This is a genomic window from Duganella aceris (genome assembly GCF_011090165.1).
Classification (GTDB): Bacteria; Pseudomonadota; Gammaproteobacteria; order Burkholderiales; family Burkholderiaceae_D; genus Rugamonas; species Rugamonas aceris.
Genome location: NZ_JAADJT010000015.1, coordinates 75,674 through 92,587 on the forward strand (window position 1 = coordinate 75,674; position 16,914 = coordinate 92,587).

Below are 16,914 nucleotides of genomic sequence, written 5' to 3' on the forward strand. Positions count from 1 at the left end.
GAATGCCAATATCGGAAACAGAAAATCCTCACGAATTCTCACCGCTACAACACCGGCGCGAACTCCAGACAGTAAATATTGGTAGGACGACCATCGGGCGGCAGCACCTTGTGCTCGACGAAGCCCAGGCCCAGCTTGGCCAGCAGATTGATCGAATTGGTGTTGCCCGGCGACGTGATGCCCAGCAGGCGCTTCAGGCGCAATTGCGTGCGCGCATACGCCACCACGGCCGCCGCCGCCTCGAAGGTGTAGCCCTGGCCGAAATACGCCGGCCGGATCGCGTAGCCGATGTCGACGTCGGGCAGGCTGTCGCGCTTGATCAAGCCGCACAAGCCGAGCGGCATGCCGTCGCTCTTGCGCTCCATCACATACAGCGAATGGCCGAGCTTTTGCTGCATCGCGCACGGCCCGTCGACGATGGCCGCGCGCGCGCCGTCGACGCTGCGGATGCCCTTGTCGCCGATGTGTTCCAGCCAGGTCGGGTCGTTGACCAGTTCGTAGTAAAACGCGGCATCGTCGGGAACGATGGTGCGCAGGTTGAGGCGTTCGGTTTCGAGTATCTTCATGCGTCGGGCCAATGCGAGGGATCTTCCAGCAACTGGTACATCACATAGACGTCCACGTAGCCGAGATATTGATGATGGTAAGCGCGCGGCAAGGTGCCGACGATGGAGAAGCCCAGCTTCTTCCACAGCAGCACCGCCGGCATATTGGAGCTGACCACGTAGTTGAACTGCATCGCCAGATAGCCCTGGACGCGGGCGCGGTCCAGGCAATCGGCGCCCAGCAGCTTGCCGACGCCGACGCCCTGCGCCGCCGGACTGACCATGAAGGACGCGTTGGCCACGTGCGCGCCGCGGTCGCGCTGGTTGGCGATCAGGCGATACATGCCGACCAGGCGGTCCTCATTCAGCAGCGCGACGAAGGATTGCACGCCGGGGCCGAACCAGTAGGCATGGCAATCCTCGCGGCTGGTGTCGGCCGCGAAATAAAAGGTATCGCCGCTGGCGATCAGTTCCTGGAATATGCTCCACATGGCGCCGAAGTCGGCTTCCGTGGCGGGGCGGATGGCGATTTCTTTCAAGGCGGCTCCAGGCGGATTTAACAGTGTCCAATTGTCATGTATTTCTTCCGCTTGCACAAGCCATGTACTTTAGCGGCCGAGACGGAAGTTCACCCCGTCCGGCCGCCCCGGCAAGCTCAGCCGCGCATGCGCGCGCGGCGACTCGGCGATCACCACGCCGCGCCGCATCACCATGCGCCGCGCCGCGCGCAGGCGGATCGCCTCGACCGGATCGGCCGCGTCCAGCAGCACCAGGTCGGCGTGGCAACCGACCGCCACGCCATAGCCCTGCAGGCCGAGGATGGCGGCCGGGGTGCTGGTGACGGCGGCGAAGCAGGCGCGCATCGCGTCCTGGCCGGTCATCTGCGCCACGTGCAGGCCCATGTGCGCCACCTCCAGCATATCGCCCGAGCCCAGGCTGTACCACGGATCCATCACGCAATCGTGGCCGAAGGCGACCGGGATGCCGGCCGCCAGCATTTCCGGCACGCGGGTCATGCCGCGCCGTTTCGGGTAGGTGTCGTGCCGGCCTTGCAAGGTGATATTGATCAGCGGATTGGCGATCGCCGCCACCCCCGCCTCGCGGATCAGCGGCAGCAGCTTGCTGACGTAATAATTGTCCATCGAATGCATCGACGTCAGGTGCGAGCCGGTGACGCGGCCGTGCAGGCCGAGGCGGTTGCTTTCATAGGCCAGCGTCTCGATGTGGCGCGACATCGGATCGTCCGACTCGTCGCAATGCATGTCCACCATCAAGCCTTGTTCGGCGGCGAACTCGCACAGGATGCGCACCGACGCGGCGCCGTCGGCCATGGTGCGCTCGAAGTGCGGAATGCCGCCGACCACGTCGACGCCGAGCGCGATGGCGCGCTTCAGGTTGGCCAGCGCGGTCGGGCTGCGCAGCACGCCGTCCTGCGGAAACGCCACCAGTTGCAGATCGAGATACGGCGCCACCAGCCGCTTGACCTCCAGCAGCGCCTCCACCGCCAGCAGGCGGTCGTCGCAGACGTCGACATGGGTGCGGATCGCCAGCAGGCCGCGCGCCACCGCCCAGTCGCAATACTGCAAGGCGCGCTCGACCAGCGCCTGCTGGGTCAGGTCGGGCTTGAGCTCGCCCCACAACGCGATCCCCTCCAGCAGCGTGCCGGACGCGTTGACGCGCGGCAAGCCGTAGCTCAGCGTGGCGTCCATATGGAAATGGGCGTCGACGAAGGGCGCGCTGACCAGGTCGCCGCCGGCATCGATCTCGCGCCCGGCGCTCAGCGCCAGGCTAGGGCCGATGGCAGCGATGCGGCCGTGTTCGATGGCGATATCGACGCCGCGTTGTCCATCGACCAGATTGGCGTTGCGTATGACCACATCCATTGGAGCTCCCAGCGTCGATTCAAGTTGATCCGATTGTAGACAGTTTCCTCGAAATACACCAATTTCCGCAACGCACCAAATGGCGGAAAAAATAACTTTCCAAGCGGGATATTGGCCGCTAAAATGATCTTATTGCGTTGCATCATATCCAGGAGAAACCATGTCTTCGATTACAGAACAGTTTTCCGCAGCCACCAAATCGCAACTGGAAGCCCAGATTCAGATCTTCAACAGCCTCGCCAACGCCGCCGTCGCCAGCGTGGAAAAGGTCATCGCGCTGAACCTCAGCGCCACCAAGGCCACGGTGGAGAAATCGTCGGCCGCCGTCAACAAACTGTTGACCACCCCGCAGGAATTCTTCAGCCTGAGCGGCGCCGAAGCGCCGGGATTCGACAAGCTGCTGGCCTATGGCCGCGAACTGGCCAGCATCGCCAGCGCCGCGCAGAGCGAGCTGATCAAAAGTACCCAAAGCAGCATCCAGCAAGTGACCGAACTGGCCGCGACCCCGGCCACGGTGACGCCGAAGACCGCGCCGGTCCTGGCCGCCGCCGTCAGCGCCGCGTTGAATCCGCCGCAGCCGGTGAGCGCCCCGGCCCCGGCGATCGTCGCCAAGAGCGAGACGCAGCCGGCCAACGAACCGGTCGCCGCCCCGGTGCCGGTGCCGAAGGCCGCCAAGGCCCCGGCCAAGCCGAAGCCCGCCGCCGCCCCGATCACGTCCGCCGAAAAGCCGATTGAAGTCAAAGTCGCCGTCAAGCCCACCTTCCCCGCCCCACCGCCGAAGCCGACAACGAAACTGAAGTCGGTCGCCGCCAAACCGAAAAAATGACCTAAATCCGGGGTCAGAGCTAAAAACTGGACACGGGCTCTACCGTAGCGGCCGCTACGGTAGAGCCCGTGTCCAGTTTTTAGCTCTGACCCCGGAGTTTTTAGGACATCAGCTCAGGTTCGGCGCCAGCCAGCGTTCCATGTCGGCGCGGTCGACCTGGCGGCGGGCGACCATGTCGGCCAGCTGGTCTTCGCCGATCTTGCCGACCACGAAGTACTTCGATTCCGGATGCGCGAAGTAGAAGCCGCACACCGCCGCGCCTGGATACATGGCGAACGATTCGGTCAGCCGCATGCCAACCTCTTCGGCCTGCAAGGTCTTGAACATGTCGCGCTTGACCGTGTGCTCCGGGCACGCCGGGTAACCCGGCGCCGGGCGGATGCCGACGTACTTCTCGGCGATCATGTCCTCGTTGCTGAGCGTCTCGCCGTTGCTGTAGCCCCACAGGTCGGTCCGCACGCGCTCGTGCAGATACTCGGCGAAGGCCTCGGCCAGACGATCGGCCAGCGACTTCAGCATGATCGACGAGTAATCGTCGTGCGCGTCCTCGAAGCGCTTCTCGTATTTCTCGATGCCCAGCCCGGCGGTGACGGCGAACATGCCGATGTAATCCTTGACGCCGGAATCCTTCGAGGCGATGAAGTCCGCCAGGCATTGATTCGGCCGCTGCACGCCGTCCACCACCGGCTTGACGCCTTGCTGGCGCAGGCCGTAATAGGTGAAGTCGACCGTGCTGCGGCTGTCGTCGGTATAGATTTCGATATCGTCGTCGTTGACCGTGTTGGCCGGCAGCAGCGCGACCACGCCGTTGGCGGTCAGCCAGCGGCCGTCGATGATGCGCTTCAGCAGCGCCTGGCCTTCCTCGTACACCTTGGTCGCCGCCTCGCCGACCACTTCATCGGTCAGGATCGCCGGGAACGGACCGGCCAGATCCCAGGTCTGGAAGAACGGGCCCCAATCGATATAGCGCGCCACGGCCGCCAGGTCGACGTTCTTGAACTCGCGGCGGCCGATGAACTTCGGCTTCACCGGCGCGCCGGCGCCGGTGAACGGCACCACCATCTTGTTGGCGCGCGCGTCTTTCAGCGACAGGATCGGCAGCGCCTTCTTGTTGGCGTGCTGCTCGCGGATGCGCACGTAATCCTGCGCGATCTCCTCGATGTACTGCTCGCGGCTCTCCGGCGTCAGCAGCGACTGCGCCACCGACACCGAACGCGACGCGTCCGGCACATACACCACCGGGCCGTCGTAGTTATGCGCGATCTTGACGGCGGTGTGAGCGCGGCTGGTGGTGGCGCCGCCGATCAGCAGCGGAATCTTCAGCATGCGGAAGTGCTCGTCGCGCTGCATCTCTTTCGCGACGTGCGCCATTTCCTCCAGCGACGGCGTGATCAGGCCGGACAGGCCGATGATGTCGGCGTTCTCCACCTTGGCGCGCGCCAGGATCTCGGAGGCCGGCACCATCACGCCCATGTTGACCACTTCGAAGTTATTACATTGCAGCACCACCGAGACGATGTTCTTGCCGATGTCGTGCACGTCGCCCTTGACGGTGGCGATGATGATCTTGCCCTTCGGCTTGGCGACGATGCCGGTGCGCTGTTCCTCCAGCAGCTTTTCTTCCTCGATGAACGGGATCAGGTGGGCCACCGCCTGCTTCATCACGCGCGCCGACTTGACCACCTGCGGCAGGAACATCTTGCCCTGGCCGAACAGGTCGCCGACGATGTTCATGCCGTCCATCAGCGGGCCTTCGATCACGTGGATCGGGCGTCCGCCGCTGGCGGCCAGCAGTTGCTGGCGCATCTCTTCGGTGTCGTCGGTGATGAACTGGGTGATGCCGTGCACCAGCGCGTGCGCCAGGCGCTTCTCGACCGGGCCGTTGCGCCATTCCAGGTTTTGCACGTCCTGCTTGCCGGCGCCGGCCTTCAAGGTGCCGGCGATGTCGATCATGCGTTCGGTGGCGTCGTCGCGGCGGTTCAGCACCACGTCCTCGACCCGCTCGCGCAGCTCGGCCGGCAGGTCGTCGTAGACGCCGACCATGCCGGCGTTGACGATGCCCATGGTCATGCCGGCCTTGATGGCGTGGTACAGGAACACGGTGTGGATCGCTTCGCGCGCCGGGTCGTTGCCGCGGAACGAGAACGAGACGTTGGAGACGCCGCCGGAAATCTTGGCGTGCGGCAGGTTCTGCTTGATCCAGCGGGTGGCGTTGATGAAGTCCACCGCGTAGTTGTTGTGCTCGTCGATGCCGGTGGCGATGGCGAAGATGTTCGGGTCGAAGATGATGTCTTCTGGAGGGAAGCCGACCACGTTGACCAGCAGCTTGTAGGCGCGTTCGCAGATTTCGGTCTTGCGCTCGAAGGTGTCGGCCTGGCCTTTTTCATCGAAGGCCATGACGATCACGGCGGCGCCGTAGCTCAGGCACAGCCTGGCCTGGCGGATGAATTCCTCTTCGCCTTCCTTCATCGAGATCGAGTTGACGATGGACTTGCCCTGCACGCACTTCAGGCCGGCTTCGATGACCGACCATTTCGACGAGTCGATCATGATCGGCACGCGCGAGATGTCCGGCTCGGACGCGATCAGGTTGAGGAAGCGGGTCATCGCGGCCTGCGAGTCCAGCATCGCCTCGTCCATGTTGATGTCGATCACCTGGGCGCCGTTTTCCACCTGCTGGCGCGCCACGCTCAGCGCCTCGTCGTACTGCTCGTTGAGGATCATGCGTGCGAACGCTTTCGAGCCGGTGACGTTGGTGCGCTCGCCGACGTTGACGAACAGCGAACTGTCGTCGATGGTGAACGGCTCCAGGCCCGACAGGCGCTGCGCCACCGGCACTTCCGGCACCTCGCGCGGCTTGGTGGTCGCCAGCATTTCGCCGATCGCCTGGATGTGGTCAGGCGTGGTGCCGCAGCAGCCGCCGGCGATGTTGACGAAGCCGGCGTCGGCGAATTCGCGCAGCAGCGCCGAGGTGTCGGCCGGCAGCTCGTCGAAGCCGGTGTCGCTCATCGGGTTGGGCAGGCCGGCGTTGGGGTAGATGCAGACGTAGGTGTCGGCCACTTGCGACAGCTCTTCGGCGTACGGACGCATCAGCGCCGCGCCGAGCGCGCAGTTGAGGCCGATGGTCAGCGGCTTGGCGTGGCGCACCGAGTTCCAGAACGCCGGCACGGTCTGGCCGGACAGGATGCGGCCGGAGGCGTCGGTGACGGTGCCGGAGATCATCAGCGGCAGGCGCGGCATGCCGGGATTTTCGGCGTAGAACTGGTCGATGGCGAACAGCGCGGCCTTGCAGTTCAGCGTGTCGAAGATGGTTTCGACCAGCAGCACGTCGGCGCCGCCTTCGACCAGGCCACGGGTTTGTTCGAGATAGGAGTCGACCAGCTGGTCGAAGGTGATGTTGCGCGCGGCCGGGTCGTTGACGTCGGGCGAGATCGAGGCGGTCTTCGGGGTCGGGCCGAGCGCGCCGGCGACGAAGCGCGGCTTGTCGGCGCTGCTGTACTTGTCGCAGGCGGCGCGCGCCAGCTTGGCGGCGGCCACGTTCATCTCGTAGGCCAGGTGGCCCATGTGATAGTCGTCCTGCGCGATCTTGGTGGCGCCGAAGGTGTTGGTCTCGATCAGGTCGGCGCCGGCGGCCAGGTAGCGTTCGTGGATTTCCTGGATCACCTGCGGCTGGGTCAGCGTCAGCAGTTCGTTGTTGCCCTTGACGAACAGTTCGCGCGCGCCGGAATCGACCGGCGCGGCGAAGTCGATGAAGCGGCCGGTGGGGCCGCCGCGGTATGCGGTTTCATCGAGTTTGTACTGCTGAATGATCGTGCCCATCGCGCCGTCGAGGATCATGATGCGGCGCGCGAGAATCTCGCGCAGCTGGGCATCGGTCTTGGACATGACGGGGAGGGACACGTTGTTATTCATTTGTTACTTTCTGAGATTTCGTGGACGGCGCGCAAAACTGGCTGGCGGTCTAAAATTATACGGCATTGCCGAATATGCTTCAGCCGACCGCTGCGTCCTAGCAACAATCTGTTTTTTCGCCACCCGCGTTCTCTCTGACGCAGCTCAACTGATCTTCCTTCCGCCACGCGCACGATTCATTGGTGCGCGCGCCGGCGCGCTCTATACTGCAATGGAGTGAGCATGATTTTTGAATGGGACGAGCGCAAAAATCAGAGCAATATCAGGAAACACGGCGTTAGCTTTGAAGATGCCCAGAAAATTTTTGACCTGCCCGCCTTAAATTATTTTGATGCCAACAATTCGTTGCACGAAGACCGTTATGTCGAAATTGGATTTTGCGGTGGACGGCTACTTACCGTTGTTTTTGTTGAGTTAGGCTGCGACAGGATTCGAATTATCTCTGCGCGGACGGCGTCTTTATCGGAGGAGACGAGATATGAACGAGGCTATTGATTTCAGCGACATTCCTGAGTTGGGGGATGAGTTTTTCGCGAACGCTACAAGACGGGAGGCTCGGGTTCAGAAACAAACAGTCGTTGTAGATCGTGATGTCTACGAGTGGTTTAACGAGCATGTACCTGAATCGTCGAAACTGATTAGCCAAGTCCTCCGCAATTATATGGATGAGCAAAAAAAGCGTTCTGCGGATTGATGTTTTACGATGGAAAGATCATATACTTCCTTATTTGCATAGTTAAGGAAGTAGCGATGAGTGTCCATTTGTTGTTGCGTCAGGCGGTCGTGGTTAGCTTGCTGAGTTTTGCTGTCGGCGCGCAGGCGGAGAGTTTCGCTTCGTCGGCGTCCAGCGCCGGGTCGGCTTCGAGCGGTAGCGTGTCGGATTCGCTGGCCGGGTCCAGCAATAGTTCGCATGACAACAAGCGCAAGGTGGCCGATGGCGAGTATCGCATCATCCAGATCGCCGCCACGCCGGACCGCGCCGGCCGCACCCGCGTCACCATGCAGGCCGACGATCCGCAACAGCGCGTCGTGCTCGATTTGCCGCAAGCTACTTTCGACAAGCAGGGCCTGGTCGCCGGCGATGTGATGTATGCGCACAACCGCGTGTATGGCATCGAGTTCGGCCGCCAGGATACGCGCCAGCCGTTCTACCTGGTGCTCGCCGACGAGTGGTACGGCGAACTGGCTTCGCGTCCGGTCGGGATTTGAAGATAGTCCGCGCGCTGGCGGCGCTGCTGCTGGTTTGCGCGGCCGGGGCGACCGGCGCGGCGTCAGCGTCGTCGGGAGCTTCGTCGGGCGCGTCGCGCTTTTGCGACCGCGACCAGCCGCTGACCGCCGCCGAGCAGGATCGCCTGCTGCGCTTCGCCGCCGTGCTGCGTGAAGAACTCGCCGTCACCGAAGACGGCGTGGCGCTGGTCAGCCGCTCCGGGCTGGATCTGTCGCGCTTCGGCATCCGGTATTCGCATGCGGCGCTGGCTTGGCGCTCCGAGGCCGGCCTGTGGTCGGCGCGCCAACTGTACTATGCTTGCGATGAAGGCCGGCCGCGCATCTATGATCAAGGCCTGGCTGGCTTCGCGATGGGCACCGACGATCCCAAGCTGGGTTACGTCAGCATCGTCCGCCTGCCGGCGCAGGCGGTGCTGGCGCTGCGGCCGGCCTTGCTCGACACGCCGCGCGTGCTGCACCTGCTGGGCGCGCAGTACAGCGCGAATGCCTATGTCTACGGGCTGCGCTATCAAAATTGCAATCAATGGATCATGGAGATGATCGCCGCCGGCTGGGGCAACCTGGCCGACGGCGGCGACCTGCGCGAACGCGCGCAGCAGTGGCTGCGCGATGCGGGCTACGCGCCGGAACCGATCGCTGTCGATTCGCGGCTGTTGATGCTGGCCTCGTATTTCGTCCCGCTGCTGCACCTGGACGACCATCCGGACGAGGACCGCTGGTCAATGAAGCTGAAGGTCAGCGTGCCGGCCGCCGTCGAGGCGTTTGTGCGCAGGAGCTTCCCCGCCAGCGAGCGCGTCGAGATCTGCCACGATGAACGCCAGGTCGTCATCCATCGCGGCTGGACCGCCATCGCCGACGGCTGCACGCCGGGCGAGGGCGATGTCGTGGTGCCGCTGTAGGATTCAGGCGATCTCGCTCACCAGTTGCTGGCGCGGCCGGCGCACCTTCTTCAGGTCGACCAGCCAGTCGCCGTCGGCCTCGCGGTAGCCGATCGGCAGGATCACCACGCTGCGCAGATTGCGTTCCTTCAGCGACAGGATCTGGTCGACGGCAGCCGGATCGAAGCCCTCCATCGGCGTGGTGTCGACGCCTTCAAACGCGGCCGCCACCAGCGCCACGCCCAGCGCGATGTAAGCCTGGCGCGCCGCCGCGTCGAAGTTGGCCTGTTCGCCGCGCTCGGCGACGATGCCCAGCAACACCTTGCGATAGTTTTCCCAGCCCTCGTTGATCTCGCCGCGCTGTTCGTTGGCCATGTCGAACATCATGTTGACGCGCGCTTCGGTGATGTTGTCCCACGCCGCGAACACCAGCAGATGGGAGCTGTCGGTGATCTGCGCCTGATTCCAGCCGACTTCGCGGATCTTGGCGCGCAGTTCGGGATTGCTGACGATGAGCACCTCGAACGGTTGCAGGCCGCTGGAGGTCGGGGCGAGGCGGATCGCTTCCAGGATGCGCTCCAGTTTTGCATCGTCCACCTTCTTCGTGGCGTCGAATTTTTTGGTGGCGTAGCGCCAGTTAAGCTTGTCGATTACATCAGTCATTGTTGAACTCCGGGTTGATTCGAAAAGGCGCCCCACGCCAGCAGGCTGGGGCGGACCAACCTATAATAAAGTTTCAAGTCAACTTGAGAGTCAAGGATAAAAAAATGAAAATCGGCGAACTTTCGCGGCAATCAGGTCTTGCCGCATCGGCTATTCGCTTTTATGAAGAGCAGGGCCTGCTGGCACCGATCTCGCGCACGGCCGCCGGTTATCGCGAGTACGCCAGCAATGCCGTCGAGCGCCTGCGGCTGATCCAGGCCTCAAAGCAGATGGGCTTCTCGCTCGAGATCATTCGTGGGCTGCTGTCTGATAACGGCAAGTGCTCGATCAGCAAAACCATGGAGCAGACCGGCATCCTGCTGCGCGAGGTCGAAGCGCAGCAGGAGGCGCTGGCGCGTCAGCATCAAGCGCTGACGGAGTTGCGGGCGATGCTGAACGGCGAAGGTGTCAGCGAGCGATGCCGCCGGCACTTTGCGACGAGCTAGCGGCGAGAGCGTCTTCGAGGCGGTCATTGCCCCAGAACATAGCGTCGCCAAGCAGGAAGGTCGGGGCGCCGAAGATGCGGTGCGCCTTGGCCTGCTCGGTGCGGGCGCGTAGCCTGGCTTTGTTGTCGTCGCCGGTTGCGGCGCGCAGGATGGCAGCGGCGTCCTGGCCCAGTTCGGACAGGATTCGTGTCATGCAGGCGAGGTCGATGTCGCGGTCCTCGGCGAAGTTGGCCAACATGACGCGCTCGCAGAAGTCCAGCATCCACGGCTGGTCTTCGCACAACAGGCCGACGCGCGCGGCCAGCAGCGAATTGCGCGGGAAGATGGACGGCTGCCGCCACGGCAGGCCGTACTTGGCGCATTGGCGTGGCATGTCTTGCCGCAGCGCGTAGTCGCCTTTGTCCTTTTGCAGCACGAACGGTGAGTTGTCCCAGCCGGCATCCTTGAAGATCGGGCCAAGCAGGAACGGTCGCCACACCACGCCGTCCGGCGCCAGGCTGCGGATGCGCATCACGCTCAGGTAGCTGTAGTTGCTGGCGAAGTCGAACCAGAATTCAAGTTTCATTTTGCATTGTCCTCGTAAATAAGCAGGCAGCGGATTTCTATGCTTTCCCGCAGCGGCGTGCCGGCCGACGTGGCGGGGTGTTCGAACGCCGCGTGCGGCACGTGGCTCGCCGGCCGCGCGGAGTCGTACTGCTTGAAGATCAGCACCTCGTCGCGCGTCATCGCGGGAAAGTACGACCAGCGATGTGCGGAACTGTACATCGCCTGGTAAATCTCGCCCTGGCGATCGGAATAAAAAATATCGCTCGCCACCAGGTCGGCGGGATCGACGCTGCGCGCATCGCATAGCGCCAGTGGGGCGTCCAGCACCGGGTGACGGATCGAACGCCACAGGTTGACGATGCTGTAGCGCGCCACCTCCGCCGCGCCGCCGCCCAGCTCCAGCTCCAGCCTTCGCCGCGCCGATGTCAGCGTGAAATCGCAATGCACACGGCCCGCCGCGCCCGGCCTATGGCCTTCGGTCCGGCCGAATGCCTGCGGCGCGCCCGGCTGGCGCTTGCGCACCAGGTGATCGAACACGATAGCCTTGCTGGCGCCCGACACCGCCAGCGCCAGTTCGGCCATCTCTGGATAATACCGCTGCATCACTTGTTCCTTGTCGAGGAAGTCCCGCACCGCGCTGGGTGCATGGCGCAGCGTATAGCCTTCGCGGTGGATCGCCGTGTCGGCGCCGCGTGCGTCGTGGATCGGCACGGGCAGGCGCTCATAGTCGGCGTTTTGCCATGCCTGTCCATGCGGCGGCAGGTACATGTAGTTGTAAGGACGGTCCGACGTCGGGCGCAAGAACTCCAGCGCGGCGGTGATCGAGGTTGTCATGATGGCTCTCCCTGAAATCCTCATTGAATCCGATCGCGAGACGCGGCTCAAACGGTATCTCGGGCGGTTTCGCATTCCATGCAGGCATGCGTGCTACATTGACGTCATGAGCCATCGACTACTGGATCTGCCACCGCTGGACCTGCTGCGCAGCTTTGTCGCAGTCGGACGGCGCATGAGCATCACACTGGCGGCGCAGGACATGTGCCTGACGCAATCGGCGCTCAGCCGCCAGGTGCAGGCGTTGGAAGCGTCGCTCGGCTATCTGCTGCTGCTGCGCGGCCATCGATCGATCGAGTTCACCGCAGAGGGGCGGCGGCTGTTTCGCAGCGCCGACGCGATGCTGGAACAGTTGGGCGAGGTCGTCGCCAGCCTGCGTCCGGGCGACGCGCGGCGGCCGGTCACGATCAGCGCCAGCATCGGCGTCACCGCGCTGTGGCTGCTGCCGCGCCTGACCGCTTTCCAGCAGGCCGCGCCGCAGATCGATGTGCGGCTGGCGGCCAGCAACCGCTTCGTCGACATGGCGCGGGAACAGGTCGATCTGTCGCTGCGCTATTGCCGGCCGCAGGATGCGCCAGAAGGCGCGCGGCGGCTGTTCGATGAGGCGCTGGTGCCGGTGGCGCATCCGGCGCTGGCGGTCGCGGCGATCGAGGATGCGGAGCAGTTGCGCCGGCATGTGCTGCTGGAATTCGACGATGTGTCGCGGCCTTGGCTGCAATGGCGTGACTGGCTGCGCGACGCCGGCGCCGGACGAGTCAAGCCGAAGGGCATGTTGCGCTTTAACCAGTACGATCAGGTGGTGCAGGCGGCGTTGGCGGGGCAGGGCGTGGCGCTGGGGAGGCTGGAGCTGGTGCGGCAGTTGCTGGAGCAGGGCAGGTTGATGCTGGCCAGCGCATTGCCACCGGTCGCCAGCGATTACGGCTATTGGCTGATCCGGCGCGGCGATGGGGCCGGCGTGGATGCCGCCGCGGCCGACTCCGCCGGCGATGTGGCGACGGTGGCCGCGTGGATCACGGCCGAGGCGTCGCGCTGCGGCGGGCCGCTGAAGCTCAGGCGAAAACCTGGCCTTCGAGCGGGAAGCCTTTGATGAACTCTGCGGCCGGCAGGCGCTTGCCGCCCGGCTTTTGCAGTTCGGTCAGGCGCAGCGAGCCGCGACCGCATGCGACCACGATGCCATGCTGCGCGTCGGCCGTCAGCACTTTGCCGGCGGGCGATGCGCTGTCGGTCTCGGCCACTTCGGCGCCCCACAGCTTGACCACGACGCCGTTGACCGACGCGTGCGCGCCGGGGAAGGGATTGAAGGCGCGGATCTTGCGGCCGATCTCGACGGCGGACTGGCTGAAATCCAGCGCCGCTTCTTCCTTGCTGATCTTGGCCGCGTAATTGACGCCTTCTTCCGGCTGCGTCACCGCTTCCAGTTGACCGTGCTTCATCTTGTTGAGCGCGTCGACGATCATCTTGCCGCCCAGCGCGGCCAGCTTGTCGTGCACCATGCCGGTGGTGTCGTGTTCACCGATGGCGATGCGTTCGATCAGCAGCATCGGGCCGGTGTCGAGCCCTTCCTCCATCTCCATGATGGTGATGCCGGTTTCGCTGTCGCCGGCTTCGATGGCACGGTGGATCGGCGCGGCGCCGCGCCAGCGCGGCAGCAGCGAGCCGTGAATGTTGAGGCAGGGTTTGATGTCGAGCGTGCTGCGCGGCAGGATCAGGCCGTAGGCCGCGACCACCATCACGTCGTACGGCGTCGACAGCAGGCGCGCATGGGTCGCCAGCGCCTGTTCGGCGCGGACCGGGTCCTTGCTGTCGGTGCGCAGCGACAGCGGCTGCAGCACTTCGATGCCGTGCGCGACCGCATATTGCTTGACGGCCGACGGCTGCAAATGCATGCCGCGTCCGGCGGGACGGTCGGGCTGGGTCAGCACCAGCGGGATTTCAAAGCCGGCCTCGTGCAGCGACTGCAAGGCCACCGCGGCAAATTCCGGCGTGCCGGCGAAGATCACTTTCATGCGTTTTCCTTGGTGGGTGTCAGTGCCGACATTCGGACACGGGCTGCGCCGTAGCGGTTGCTACGGCGCAGCCCGTGTCCGAATGTCGGCACTGACACCTAAGGTTTTAGAAGCTGCGGCGCTGCGCGCGCAACTGGGCTTCGCGTTCCAGGCCGCGCTCTTCCTTGACCAGCTTGGTCTTGATGCGGTTGCGCTTCAGCGGCGACAGGTATTCGACGAACACCTTGCCCTTCAGGTGATCCATCTCGTGCTGGATGCAGACCGCCAACAGGCCTTCCGCTTCCAGCTCGAACGGCTGGCCCTTGACGTCATAGGCGCGCACCTTGACCTTGGACGGGCGCTCGACGCCGTCGTACACGCCCGGCACCGACAGGCAACCTTCGTCGTACACCTGCTTGTCGTCGCTGGCCCAGAGGATTTCCGGGTTGATGTACGCCACCAGCGCGTTCTTCTCTTCGGAGATGTCGATCACCACCACCTGCTCGTGCACGTCGACCTGCGACGCGGCCAGGCCAATGCCCGGCGCTTCGTACATGGTCTCGGCCATGTCGGCGACCAGTTGTTCCAGGCGCTCGTTGAACTCGGTGACCGGCTTGGCCACTTTGTGCAGGCGCGGATCGGGGTAACGCAGAATATTTAAGATAGCCATGTGCTGTAGTACTTCGTAACTGTGTTGATAACTAAGTGATTGCCTTGATAACGCGACGTTTTTTGCCATCAAAAACGCAACAGCCACGCCGGAGTCCAGAGCGCGGTTTCTCTTGCTAGTTCAAGGATTTATGGGCAGAATTTGATTCAATTTGGCAAGCCTTTGTCTACTTGCTGTCGTGTGCCTGAGGCGCATCTACTGGATCTTCCAATGAAAAATTTTAGCACAGTCGGCACCCGCTTAGTATTAGCGGCGCTTTTTTCGGGTGCGGCGGCTGTCTCCGCCGCTCCCCTCAAGTGCGAGTTCCGCGCCGACGCGCCAGACCAGCATCTGGTGGTCAAAGGCGATACCTTGTGGGATATTTCCGGAAAGTTCCTCGATCTGCCATGGTGCTGGCCCACCGTCTGGGGCATGAACCGCGACGAAATCGCCAATCCGCACTGGATTTATCCGGGCCAGATCATCTGGTTCGACCGCGCCGCCGGCCGCTTGCGGCTGGGGAACCGGATCGACGCCAACAGCGGCGTCAACGATCCTTCCCGGCTGCGCCTGCAACCGCAGCTGCGCACCGAGGGCCTGGGCAAGGACGCCGTGACGTCGATCCCGGCCGGTGCCATCGAGCCGTTCCTGACCCAGCCTTTGATCATCGAGGACGACGAATTGAAAGGCGCGCCGCGCGTCATCGCCACGCAGGAGGGCCGCGTGTTCCTCGGCAAGGACGACAAGGCCTACGTGCGCGGCGAACTGAACGGCCACACCTCGTTCCAGGTGTTCCGCCCCGGCAAGCCGCTGAAGGATCCTGTCACCAAGCAGGTCATCGGCCATGAAGCCTTTTATTTAGGCACCCTTAAATTGCAGACCGAGGCCAAACCGGGTTCGGGCAGCGACGTGCATACCTTCACCGTCGCCAGCGCCAAGGAGGAGATGGGCAAGGGCGACCAGCTGCGCGCCGTGCCGCCGATGCCGATGCAGAACTACGTGCCGCATCCGCCCGAGCAAAAGGTCGCGTCGCGGGTGGTGGCGATCTATGGCGGCGTCACGCACGCCGGGCAAAACCAGGTCGTCAGCATTAATCGCGGAAAGCTTGATGGACTCGATGTCGGCTCCGTGCTGCAGCTGTACCATGCGGGAAGAACTGTGAGCGATTCCACCGCCGACAAGGGTTGGCTGGGGATGCGCGAGCAGCAGGTCAAGCTGCCGGACGAGGAAGTGGGCAGCTTGTTTATCTTCCGCGTGTTCAAGCATATTTCCTATGGCTTGATCATGCAGGTGTCGGCGCCGGTGGAAGTGGGCGACGTCGCCAAGTCGCCGGAGTAACCCGCGCCGTGCAAGCCACGGATACCCACCCCTCGCCGACCGCCGCCACCCTGGCCGGCTGGTTGCGCCTGCAACTGACCGACGGTATCGGCCTGCTGACCGCGCACAAGCTGCTGGCGCACTTCGGCACGCCGGACGCGGTGTTCGGCGCCTCGCACGCCGAGTTGCTGGCGCTGGTCAAGCGGCGCCAGGCCGACGCGCTGCTGGGTGCGCCGCCGGCGCGGCTGGCGGCGCTGGCCGAGGCCACGCTGGCGTGGGCGCAACAGCCGGGCAACCGCCTGCTGACGCTGGACCATCCCGATTATCCCGATTCGCTGCGCAACATCATCACGCCGCCGCTGCTGCTGTATCTGCAGGGCCGGCCGGAACTGCTGGCGCGCCGCGCGCTGGCGGTGGTGGGTTCGCGCAACGCCAGCGCGCAGGGCGTGCTCAACGCCGGACGGATGGCGCAGGCGCTGTCGGAGGCCGGCCTGACCATCATCTCCGGCCTGGCGCTGGGCATCGACGCGGCGGCCCATGCGGGCGGCCTGGGCGGCGAAGGCGGCACGGTGGCGGTGATCGGCACCGGCCCGGACCGCATCTATCCGCGCCGCAACGAGGCGCTGGCGCGCCGCATCGCCGTCGAAGGCTGCATCGTCAGCGAGTACGCGCTGGGCACGCCGCCGCTGTCGGACAATTTTCCACGCCGCAACCGCGTCATCAGCGGGCTGGCCAGCGGCGTGCTGGTGGTGGAGGCGGCGGCCCAGTCCGGCTCGCTGATCACGGCGCGGCTGGCGGCGGCGCAGGGACGCGATGTGTACGCGATGCCGGGCTCGGTCCACGCGGCGTTGTCCAAGGGCTGCCATCAGCTGATCCGCGAGGGCGCGCGGCTGGTGGAAACCGCCGCCGACGTGCTGGGCGACCTGCGGATGCTGGCCGACGCCGAGGCCGGCCCCCGCCCTGCGCCGGACGACAGCTTCGTCGATGTGGTGCTGGAGGCGATCGGCGACGATATCGCCCAGGCCGAGCTGCTGGCGTCGCGGCTGGGGCAGTCCGCCGCCGAGTTGCAGCGGCAGTTGCTGGCGCTGGAATTGGCCGGGCTGATCGAGCGTTTGCCGGGCGGAATGTTTCAACGGCTGCGCAGGTAGCGCGCATGAGCGTGGC

Annotated in this window: 18 protein-coding genes; 9 read left to right on the forward strand and 9 right to left on the reverse strand. The window is 64.4% G+C overall.

Features of this window, described 5'->3' with window-relative positions:
* Nucleotides 1-44 precede the first annotated feature (44 nt).
* The 3 genes from GW587_RS27015 to GW587_RS27025 all read right to left on the reverse strand — a co-directional run bounded on the left by GW587_RS27015 (nucleotide 45) and on the right by GW587_RS27025 (nucleotide 2,428).
* A complete protein-coding gene (locus GW587_RS27015) occupies nucleotides 45-566 on the reverse strand; it encodes a GNAT family N-acetyltransferase (RefSeq protein WP_166108007.1) in 522 nt (173 codons plus the stop codon).
* Nucleotides 563-1,084, reverse strand: coding sequence for a GNAT family N-acetyltransferase (locus GW587_RS27020; protein WP_166108008.1), 522 nt, complete (start codon nucleotides 1,082-1,084; stop codon nucleotides 563-565). The genes GW587_RS27015 and GW587_RS27020 overlap by 4 nt, the downstream gene beginning before the upstream one ends.
* 69 nt (nucleotides 1,085-1,153) lie before the next feature.
* Nucleotides 1,154-2,428 (reverse strand): amidohydrolase family protein, encoded by a 1,275-nt coding sequence (locus tag GW587_RS27025; protein WP_166108009.1) that lies wholly within the window; start codon nucleotides 2,426-2,428, stop codon nucleotides 1,154-1,156.
* A 160-nt stretch (nucleotides 2,429-2,588) separates the two neighbouring features.
* On the opposite strand from GW587_RS27025, the gene GW587_RS27030 reads away from it, so the two are divergent.
* Nucleotides 2,589-3,254, forward strand: coding sequence for a phasin family protein (locus tag GW587_RS27030; RefSeq protein ID WP_166108010.1), 666 nt, complete (start codon nucleotides 2,589-2,591; stop codon nucleotides 3,252-3,254).
* A gap of 108 nt (nucleotides 3,255-3,362) precedes the next feature.
* On the opposite strand, the gene metH is transcribed toward GW587_RS27030, so the two are convergent.
* Entirely contained in the window at nucleotides 3,363-7,139 is a 3,777-nt protein-coding gene (gene metH, locus GW587_RS27035; RefSeq protein WP_166108078.1) for a methionine synthase, read from the reverse strand.
* Nucleotides 7,140-7,388: 249 nt separating this feature from the next.
* Here metH and GW587_RS27040 point away from each other — a divergent pair, with 249 nt between their 5' ends.
* From GW587_RS27040 to GW587_RS27055, 4 genes are read left to right on the forward strand one after another with little or no spacing between them, the layout of a single operon-like run.
* Nucleotides 7,389-7,661 carry a BrnT family toxin gene (locus GW587_RS27040; protein ID WP_166108011.1) on the forward strand — a complete coding sequence of 91 codons (273 nt, stop codon included), beginning with the start codon at nucleotides 7,389-7,391 and terminating at the stop codon, nucleotides 7,659-7,661.
* Complete coding sequence (locus GW587_RS27045; protein ID WP_166108012.1) at nucleotides 7,645-7,860, forward strand: BrnA antitoxin family protein; 216 nt, start codon at nucleotides 7,645-7,647, stop codon at nucleotides 7,858-7,860. Before GW587_RS27040 ends, GW587_RS27045 begins: the two co-directional genes overlap by 17 nt.
* A 56-nt stretch (nucleotides 7,861-7,916) precedes the next feature.
* A complete protein-coding gene (locus GW587_RS27050; RefSeq protein ID WP_166108013.1) occupies nucleotides 7,917-8,375 on the forward strand; it encodes a hypothetical protein in 459 nt (152 codons plus the stop codon).
* Nucleotides 8,372-9,292 carry a DUF2145 domain-containing protein gene (locus GW587_RS27055; protein ID WP_166108014.1) on the forward strand — a complete coding sequence of 307 codons (921 nt, stop codon included), beginning with the start codon at nucleotides 8,372-8,374 and terminating at the stop codon, nucleotides 9,290-9,292. Before GW587_RS27050 ends, GW587_RS27055 begins: the two co-directional genes overlap by 4 nt.
* A gap of 3 nt (nucleotides 9,293-9,295) precedes the next feature.
* Here GW587_RS27055 and GW587_RS27060 read toward each other — a convergent pair whose 3' ends face one another.
* Nucleotides 9,296-9,934 carry an NAD(P)H-dependent oxidoreductase gene (locus tag GW587_RS27060; RefSeq protein ID WP_166108015.1) on the reverse strand — a complete coding sequence of 213 codons (639 nt, stop codon included), beginning with the start codon at nucleotides 9,932-9,934 and terminating at the stop codon, nucleotides 9,296-9,298.
* Between the two features lie 104 nt (nucleotides 9,935-10,038).
* Between GW587_RS27060 and GW587_RS27065 the strand changes: the two genes are divergently transcribed.
* Nucleotides 10,039-10,419 (forward strand): MerR family transcriptional regulator, encoded by a 381-nt coding sequence (locus tag GW587_RS27065; RefSeq protein ID WP_166108016.1) that lies wholly within the window; start codon nucleotides 10,039-10,041, stop codon nucleotides 10,417-10,419.
* Here GW587_RS27065 and GW587_RS27070 read toward each other — a convergent pair.
* Nucleotides 10,382-10,984, reverse strand: coding sequence for a 2-hydroxychromene-2-carboxylate isomerase (locus GW587_RS27070; protein WP_166108017.1), 603 nt, complete (start codon nucleotides 10,982-10,984; stop codon nucleotides 10,382-10,384). The two genes, GW587_RS27065 and GW587_RS27070, sit on opposite strands and share 38 nt — an antisense overlap.
* Nucleotides 10,981-11,799, reverse strand: coding sequence for a CmcJ/NvfI family oxidoreductase (locus GW587_RS27075; protein WP_166108018.1), 819 nt, complete (start codon nucleotides 11,797-11,799; stop codon nucleotides 10,981-10,983). The genes GW587_RS27070 and GW587_RS27075 overlap by 4 nt, the downstream gene beginning before the upstream one ends.
* 106 nt (nucleotides 11,800-11,905) lie before the next feature.
* Here GW587_RS27075 and GW587_RS27080 point away from each other — a divergent pair, with 106 nt between their 5' ends.
* Nucleotides 11,906-12,886, forward strand: coding sequence for a LysR substrate-binding domain-containing protein (locus tag GW587_RS27080; protein WP_166108019.1), 981 nt, complete (start codon nucleotides 11,906-11,908; stop codon nucleotides 12,884-12,886).
* Here the strand turns inward: GW587_RS27080 and fmt are convergent.
* Together fmt and def are read right to left on the reverse strand one after the other, a co-directional pair.
* A complete protein-coding gene (gene fmt / locus GW587_RS27085) occupies nucleotides 12,849-13,805 on the reverse strand; it encodes a methionyl-tRNA formyltransferase (protein ID WP_166108020.1) in 957 nt (318 codons plus the stop codon). The two genes, GW587_RS27080 and fmt, sit on opposite strands and share 38 nt — an antisense overlap.
* A 106-nt stretch (nucleotides 13,806-13,911) precedes the next feature.
* Nucleotides 13,912-14,454, reverse strand: a complete 543-nt coding sequence (gene def, locus GW587_RS27090) for a peptide deformylase (protein WP_166108021.1) — start codon at nucleotides 14,452-14,454, stop codon at nucleotides 13,912-13,914.
* Between the two features lie 210 nt (nucleotides 14,455-14,664).
* On the opposite strand from def, the gene GW587_RS27095 reads away from it, so the two are divergent.
* Both GW587_RS27095 and dprA read left to right on the forward strand, forming a co-directional pair.
* Nucleotides 14,665-15,771 (forward strand): LysM peptidoglycan-binding domain-containing protein, encoded by a 1,107-nt coding sequence (locus tag GW587_RS27095; protein WP_166108022.1) that lies wholly within the window; start codon nucleotides 14,665-14,667, stop codon nucleotides 15,769-15,771.
* An 8-nt stretch (nucleotides 15,772-15,779) separates the two neighbouring features.
* The gene (gene dprA, locus GW587_RS27100) at nucleotides 15,780-16,898 is read left to right on the forward strand and encodes a DNA-processing protein DprA (protein ID WP_166108023.1); all 1,119 of its coding nucleotides are present in this window, start codon (nucleotides 15,780-15,782) and stop codon (nucleotides 16,896-16,898) included.
* Nucleotides 16,899-16,914: the final 16 nt, after the last annotated feature.